The following is an 8,164-nucleotide window of genomic DNA, read 5'->3' as shown; positions in this document are numbered from 1 at the left end:
CCATCGGCGTGGTGCCGACTTTTGGTGTGACCTACACCGGTAACTATGAGTTCCCGCAACCGCTGCACGATGCGCTGGATAAATTCCAGGCCGACACCGGTATCGACATCGACATGCACATCGACGCCGCCAGCGGTGGCTTCCTGGCACCGTTCGTGGCACCGGATATTGTCTGGGACTTCCGCCTGCCGCGCGTGAAATCGATCAGTGCTTCAGGTCATAAATTTGGTCTGGCTCCGCTCGGCTGCGGCTGGGTTATCTGGCGTGATGAAGAAGCACTGCCGAAAGAACTTGTGTTCAACGTTGACTATCTTGGCGGTCAAATCGGGACTTTCGCCATCAACTTCTCTCGCCCCGCCGGCCAGGTAATTGCGCAATACTATGAATTCCTGCGCCTTGGTCGCGAAGGCTACACCAAAGTACAAAACGCCTCTTACCAGGTCGCCACTTACCTGGCGGATGAAATCGCTAAACTGGGACCGTATGAGTTCATCTGTACGGGTCGACCGGACGAAGGTATTCCGGCAGTTTGTTTCAAACTGAAAGACGGCGAAGATCCGGGATACACCCTGTATGACCTCTCTGAACGTCTGCGCCTGCGCGGCTGGCAGGTTCCGGCCTTCACCCTCGGCGGTGAAGCCACCGACATTGTGGTGATGCGTATTATGTGCCGCCGTGGCTTCGAAATGGACTTCGCTGAACTGTTGCTGGAAGACTACAAAGCCTCCCTGAAATATCTCAGCGATCACCCGAAACTGCAGGGTATTGCTCAGCAGAACAGCTTTAAACATACCTGATAACGTTTAAGTGGTAACGGTGTCCCGGAACGATCTCGTTTCGGGACAAATTCCAAAGTCTGTTCACTGGCATTAGCAATGGAAAATATTGCTCTGAATACGCTTCAGAACAAGACAGGCGCGGTTCCGACAGGAATACCGTTTTAGGGGGAAAATATGGCTACATCAGTACAGACAGGTAAAGCTAAGCAGCTAACATTACTTGGATTCTTCGCTATTACGGCATCGATGGTAATGGCTGTTTATGAATATCCTACCTTTGCAACATCCGGTTTTTCATTAGTTTTCTTCCTGCTATTAGGCGGGATTTTATGGTTTATTCCCGTTGGACTCTGTGCTGCGGAAATGGCTACCGTGGACGGTTGGGAGGAAGGTGGCGTTTTCGCCTGGGTATCGAATACCCTGGGGTTAAAATGGGGATTTGCAGCGATCTCATTTGGTTATTTGCAAATCGCAATCGGCTTTATTCCGATGCTCTATTTCGTGTTAGGGGCACTTTCCTACATTCTTAAATGGCCAGCACTGAATGAAGATCCGGTAACAAAAACCATTGCGGCACTCATCATTCTTTGGGTGCTGGCATTAACTCAGTTCGGCGGTACTAAATATACGGCGCGAATTGCTAAAGTCGGCTTCTTCGCCGGTATTCTGTTACCCGCATTTATTTTGATTGCATTAGCGGCGATTTACCTGCACTCCGGTGCGCCAGTTGCTATCGAAATGGATGCAAAAACCTTCTTCCCGGATTTCTCTAAAGTTGGCACCCTGGTTGTGTTTGTTGCCTTCATATTGAGTTATATGGGGGTAGAAGCCTCCGCAACCCACGTCAATGAAATGAGCAATCCAGGGCGCGATTATCCGTTGGCAATGTTATTGCTGATGGTGGCGGCAATCTGTTTAAGCTCGGTTGGTGGTTTGTCCATTGCGATGGTCATTCCGGGTAATGAAATCAACCTGTCCGCTGGGGTAATGCAAACCTTTACCGTTCTGATGTCCCACGTGGCACCGGAAATTGAGTGGACGGTTCGCGTGATCTCCGCACTGCTGCTGCTGGGTGTTCTGGCAGAAATCGCTTCCTGGATTGTCGGTCCTTCTCGCGGGATGTATGTCACAGCGCAGAAAAACCTGTTACCTCCAGCGTTCGCCAAAATGAATAAAAATGGCGTGCCGGTCACTCTGGTTATTTCTCAGTTGGTGATTACCTCTATCGCCTTGATTATCCTCACCAATACCGGTGGTGGTAACAACATGTCCTTCCTGATCGCACTGGCTCTGACGGTGGTGATTTATCTGTGTGCTTATTTCATGCTGTTTATTGGCTACATTGTGTTAGTCCTTAAACATCCTGACTTAAAACGCACATTTAATATCCCAGGCGGTAAAGGCGTGAAACTGGTTGTGGCTATTGTCGGCCTGCTGACCTCAATCATGGCGTTTATTGTTTCCTTCCTGCCGCCGGATAATATCCAGGGTGACTCTACCGATATGTATGTCGAATTACTGGTCGTTAGCTTCCTGGTGGTACTTGCCCTGCCCTTTATTCTCTATGCCATCCACGATCGTAAAGGCAAAGCGAATACCGGTGTGACACTGGAGCCAATTAACAGCCAGAACGCACCGAAAGGTCACTTCTTCCTGCACCCGCGTGCTCGTTCACCGCACTATATTGTGATGAATGACAAGAAACATTAACCCTCTCTGAAGGGGACAAGACAAGGGAGCGATCGTTAATCGCTCCCTTTTTCGTACCTGTTATCGTATTGACTTGCCCCAGATAAGTACGAGAATGAGCAACACATCTGTTTACCGGAAACCAGCATATATGGATATCTGCTCCCGAAACGTGAAATTAGCGATCAAAAAGCCAGCCACACTCGTTGCTCTGGCTCTTTTACTGTGTAGTTGTAAGACCACACCGCCAACGTCAATAACTACACCACCAGCAGGATCAAAACCACCAGCGACTACACATCAATCAGCGCAACCGATGCGCGGTATCTGGTTGGCCACTGTGTCTCGCCTCGACTGGCCGCCTGTTTCCTCGGTTAATATCAGTAATCCCACCAGCCGAGCCCGCGTACAACAACAGGCGATGATTGACAAGTTAGATCATCTACAACGTCTCGGTATAAATACGGTTTTTTTCCAGGTAAAGCCCGATGGTACAGCCCTTTGGCCATCGGAAATTTTGCCGTGGTCCGATCTTATGACTGGCAAGATTGGTGAAGATCCAGGTTACGATCCGCTGCAATTTATGCTCGACGAAGCCCACAAGCGTGGGATGAAAGTGCACGCTTGGTTTAACCCCTACCGCGTGTCGGTTAACACAAAACCCGGAACTATCAGGGAATTGAATAGCACCCTGTCACAGCAACCAGCCAGTGTCTACGTGCAGCATCGCGACTGGATCAGAACGTCGGGCGACCGTTTTGTTCTCGACCCTGGTATCCCTGAGGTTCAGGATTGGATCACATCAATAGTTGCGGAAGTGGTTTCCCGTTATCCGATAGATGGCGTGCAGTTCGACGATTATTTCTACACTGAATCACCGGGTTCGCTGCTGAACGATAACGAGACGTACCGCAAATATGGGAGAGCTTTTGCATCAAAAGCAGACTGGCGGCGTAACAATACCCAGCAATTAATTGCAAAGGTATCGCACACCATTAAAAGCATTAAACCAGAGGTTGAATTTGGCGTTAGCCCGGCGGGCGTCTGGCGCAACCGATCACACGATCCGCTCGGTTCCGATACCCGAGGCGCAGCAGCGTATGACGAATCCTATGCAGATACCCGCCGTTGGGTAGAACAAGGTTTACTGGACTATATTGCCCCACAAATTTACTGGCCTTTCTCACGTAGCGCAGCACGCTATGACGTACTGGCAAAATGGTGGGCAGATGTCGTCAAACCGACCAAAACCCGTCTATATATCGGTGTTGCCTTCTATAAAGTGGGTGAGCCCTCAAAGATAGAACCTGACTGGATGGTTAACGGCGGCGTGCCAGAACTAAAAAAGCAGCTTGATCTTAACGATGCTGTACCCGAAATTAGCGGCACGATTCTGTTCCGCGAAGATTACCTTAATAAGCCACAGACCCAACAAGCCGTTAGTTATCTGCAAAGTCGTTGGGGAAGTTAAACGCCCTGTTTTACTGTGTCATGCCGGTGATGTAAGCACCGGCTTGTCACTCTGCAAAATGCCGTAACCTCTTAAATAAAATTATCTCCATATAAGCCGATTGCTATAATCCTCTGATTAATTAGTATCAACATGAAAAACAATACGATATTCGTCACCACCGAAAAATAATCACGATGGGCTATACTCTTCAGAAGAACAGTAGCGTAGATTAAAACTGTCTAATCCGTTTATTTCTTTTCATTATATCCTCATATTTCAGGAGAATATGGTGCGATAAGTCTGTCCAGTATGTTGCGTTTCGTTTTTCGATCCCATCTGCCTTTCCAGTCGTATAAGGGGCTGAATTATGGAGATGTACTTTAAAAGAATGAAAGATGAGTGGACTGGATTAGTGACCCAGGCTTCCCCTCTCATTCGCGCTAAAGCCGCAGAAATTGCTGTTGCACATGCCCATTACCTGAGCAATGAGTTTTATCGTATTGTACGCACTGACCCACATGCCGAAGAGTTTTTAAGTAACGAACAGGTTGAAAGGCAACTTAAAAGTGCTCTGGAAACATGGATTATCGATGTGCTCTCTGCGCAAGCGGACGATGTTGATAGGCTTATACAAATCCAACATACCGTGGCCGAAGTACATGCCCGTATTGGCATTCCCGTAGAAATCGTTGAGATGGGTTTTCGTGTATTGAAGAAAATCCTCTATCCAGCGATATTTTCCTCTGATTATTCGCCTGCGGATAAACTTCAGGTTTATCATTTTTCGATTAACAGTATCGATATAGCCATGGAAGTTATGACCCGGGCGTTTACCTTTAGCGACAGTAGTGCGGCTAAAGAAGACGAGAACTATCGTATCTTTTCACTACTGGAAAATGCCGAAGAAGAAAAAGAACGGCAAATAGCCTCATTACTTTCATGGGAATTAGATGTTATTTATAAAGTCCTGTTAGATTCTGATTTAGGCAGCAGCTTACCGTTAAGCCAGGCGGATTTTGGCTTATGGTTTAACCATAAAGGTCGTCATTATTTTAGCGGTATTGCCGAAGTAGGTCATATCTCCCGCCTTATTCAGGATTTCGACGGGGTTTTTAATCAGACAATACTCCATGCCAAAAATCTGAGTAACAAAAGTCTGCGAGTGAAGTTTTTATTGCAGATACGAAATACCGTATCGCAAATTACCACCTTACTACGAGAACTGTTTGAAGAAGTTTCTCGCCATGAAGTGGGAATGGATGTGTTGACTAAGCTACTTAACCGTCGTTTCCTGCCGACTATCTTCAAACGTGAAATTGCCCATGCCAATCGGGCTGGCACGCCGTTGTCTGTTCTAATCATCGATGTTGATAAATTCAAAGAGATCAATGACACATGGGGACATAACACCGGCGACGAAATTCTGCGTAAAGTCTCGCAGGCGTTTTACGACAACGTCCGTAGTAGTGATTATGTTTTCCGCTACGGTGGTGATGAATTTATCATTGTACTGACGGAAGCCTCAGAAACTGACACTTTACGTACCGCAGAACGTATCCGCAGTCGGGTAGAAAAAACCAAACTGAAAGCTGCAAACGGCGAAGATATTTACCTCTCTCTGTCCATTGGCGCCGCCATGTTTAATGGACATCCGGATTATGAACGTTTAATTCAAATAGCCGACGAAGCTCTGTATATCGCCAAAAGACGAGGTAGAAACCGTGTTGAACTCTGGAAAGCCAGTCTTTAGATTCGCCCGGATGCAGAGGTAATCATGAAGCTAACCGATGCAGAGAATGCCGCTGATGGCATTTTTTTTCCCGCGCTTGAGCAAAATATGATGGGCGCGGTGTTAATTAACGAAAATGATGAAGTGATGTTTTTCAACCCCGCTGCAGAGAAGCTTTGGGGATATAAACGCGAAGAGGTCATTGGCAATAACATCGATATGCTGATTCCCCATAATTTGCGCCCTGCACACCCTGAATACATCCGGCATAACCGCGAAGGTGGTAAAGCGCGTGTTGAAGGAATGAGTCGGGAATTGCAGCTGGAGAAAAAAGATGGCAGTAAAATATGGACACGATTTGCCCTGTCAAAAGTGACTGCCGAGGGGAAAATTTATTACCTGGCGCTGGTGCGAGATGCCAGCGTTGAAATGGCGCAGAAAGAACAGACCCGGCAGTTGCTCATTGCCGTGGATCATCTCGACCGACCTGTGATTGTGCTTGATCCTGAGCGTCATATCGTTCAGTGCAATCGCGCGTTTACAGAAATGTTCGGCTATTGCATCAGCGAAGCCAGCGGTATGCAGCCCGATGCGCTGCTTAACATTCCTGAATACCCGACAGATAACCGCATCCGCTTACAGCAGCTTTTGTGGAAAACCTCCCGCGATCAAGATGAATTTTTGCTATTAACGCGCACGGGTGAAAATATCTGGATTAAAGCGTCTATCAGTCCGGTCTATGACGTGCTTGCTCATCTACAAAACCTGGTAATGACCTTCTCAGATATCACTGAAGAACGGCAAATCCGCCAGCTGGAAGGCAACATCCTCGCCGCCATGTGCAGCAGCCCACCGTTTCACGAAATGGGTGAAATCATTTGCCGTAATATTGAATCCATTCTTCATGAATCGCATGTTTCGCTGTATGCATTGCGTAATGGGATGCCAGTGCATTGGGCTTCGTCCTCTCATGGGACAGAAGTAAAGAATGCACAAAGCTGGGCTGTTACCATTCGCCAGCGCGATGGCGCACCAGCGGGAGTTCTGCAAATCAAGACGGCTGCAGGGACAGAAACCAGTGCATTTGTCGAACGCGTGGCAGACATCAGCCAGCATATGGCCGCACTGGCGCTGGAACAGGAGAAAAGCCGCCAGCACATCGAACAGTTAATCCAGTTTGATCCGATGACCGGTTTGCCAAATCGCAATAATCTGCACAATTACCTCGATGACCTTGTTGATAGAGCCGTCTCTCCGGTGGTTTATCTTATTGGCGTCGACCATATTCAGGATGTGATCGACAGCCTCGGCTATGCGTGGGCCGATCAGGCATTGTTAGAAGTCGTTAATCGCTTTCGTGAAAAACTCAAACCCGATCAGTATCTCTGCCGCGTTGAAGGTGCACAGTTTGTCCTCATTAGTCTGGAGGATGAAGTCAGCAACATTACCCAAATCGCTGATGAGCTACGCAACGTCGTTAGCAAACCGGTCATCATTGACGATCAGCCTTTTCCTTTAACCTTAAGCATTGGTATCAGTTACGACGTTGGTAAAAACCGTGACTACCTGCTTTCTACCGCCCACAATGCAATGGATTTCATTCGCAAAAACGGCGGTAACGGCTGGCAGTTCTTTAGCCCGACAATGAACGAGATGGTTAAAGAGCGGTTGATATTAGGCGCGGCGCTGAAAGAAGCAATCAGCAACAACCAGTTGAAGCTGGTTTACCAGCCGCAGATCTTCGCCGAAACGGGCGAACTGTATGGTATTGAAGCTCTTGCTCGCTGGTATGACCCGCAGCATGGACATGTTCCCCCTTCCCGGTTTATTCCCCTCGCAGAAGAGATTGGTGAAATTGAAAATATTGGTCGTTGGGTAATTGCTGAAGCCTGTCGCCAGTTAGCAGAATGGCGAAGCCAGAATATTCATATCCCGGCGTTATCCGTAAACTTATCTGCGCTGCATTTTCGCAGTAATCAGCTACCCAATCAGGTTTGCGATGCGATGGAAGCCTGGCAGATTGACGGCCACCAGCTGACGGTGGAAATCACTGAAAGCATGATGATGGAACACGATACGGAGATCTTTAAACGCATTCAGATCCTGCGGGATATGGGCGTAGGTTTATCTGTCGACGATTTCGGTACAGGCTTTTCCGGCCTGTCACGCTTAGTCAGCCTGCCGGTAACGGAAATTAAAATCGATAAAAGTTTTGTCGATCGTTGCCTGAGCGAAAAACGCATCCGTGCCTTATTAGAAGCCATTACCAGCATTGGACAAAGCCTGAACTTAACCGTAGTGGCAGAAGGTGTGGAAACGAAAGAACAGTTTGAGATGTTACGCAAGATCCACTGCCCCGTGATTCAGGGCTATTTCTTCTCACGTCCTTTGCCCGCTGAGGAGATCCCTGGCTGGATGTCTACTACGCTACCGCTTCAAATCGACGCTTAGTACATCTTGCCCGCGCAGGCGGGCAAGATTTCACGTATTCATATTCCGCCATTCGCCCGTCGC

General features: G+C 48.0%; 5 protein-coding genes. All 5 read left to right on the top strand.

The genetic code is table 11. From position 1 onward, the window contains the following. Positions 1-797, top strand: a 797-nt coding sequence (locus tag HEM79_RS17080) for a pyridoxal-dependent decarboxylase (RefSeq protein ID WP_286178613.1), incomplete at its 5' end; no start/stop codon positions are given. A gap of 156 nt (positions 798-953) precedes the next feature. Beyond that, a complete protein-coding gene (gene gadC / locus HEM79_RS17075) occupies positions 954-2,489 on the top strand; it encodes an acid resistance gamma-aminobutyrate antiporter GadC (RefSeq protein WP_000246004.1) in 1,536 nt (511 codons plus the stop codon). A gap of 130 nt (positions 2,490-2,619) precedes the next feature. Further along, positions 2,620-3,939, top strand: coding sequence for a family 10 glycosylhydrolase (locus HEM79_RS17070; RefSeq protein WP_176241068.1), 1,320 nt, complete (start codon positions 2,620-2,622; stop codon positions 3,937-3,939). Between the two features lie 349 nt (positions 3,940-4,288). Next, positions 4,289-5,671, top strand: a complete 1,383-nt coding sequence (locus HEM79_RS17065) for a diguanylate cyclase (protein WP_000426303.1) — start codon at positions 4,289-4,291, stop codon at positions 5,669-5,671. Between the two features lie 24 nt (positions 5,672-5,695). Then, positions 5,696-8,101, top strand: coding sequence for an oxygen-sensing cyclic-di-GMP phosphodiesterase DosP (gene dosP, locus HEM79_RS17060; RefSeq protein WP_105286806.1), 2,406 nt, complete (start codon positions 5,696-5,698; stop codon positions 8,099-8,101). Positions 8,102-8,164: the final 63 nt, after the last annotated feature.

Origin of the sequence: Escherichia sp. 93.0816, assembly GCF_013368855.2 — a bacterium.
Taxonomy (GTDB): Bacteria; Pseudomonadota; Gammaproteobacteria; order Enterobacterales; family Enterobacteriaceae; genus Escherichia; species Escherichia ruysiae.
This window is presented reverse-complemented; position numbering and strand designations above follow the sequence as displayed.

What these genes read in the sequence shown, in the direction of transcription:
- gadC (WP_000246004.1), top strand. Translation starts at nt 954, where the DNA reads ATGGCTACATCAGTACAGACAGGTAAAGCTAAGCAGCTAACATTACTT.
- HEM79_RS17070 (WP_176241068.1), top strand. Translation starts at nt 2,620, where the DNA reads ATGGATATCTGCTCCCGAAACGTGAAATTAGCGATCAAAAAGCCAGCC.
- HEM79_RS17065 (WP_000426303.1), top strand. Translation starts at nt 4,289, where the DNA reads ATGGAGATGTACTTTAAAAGAATGAAAGATGAGTGGACTGGATTAGTG.
- dosP (WP_105286806.1), top strand. Translation starts at nt 5,696, where the DNA reads ATGAAGCTAACCGATGCAGAGAATGCCGCTGATGGCATTTTTTTTCCC.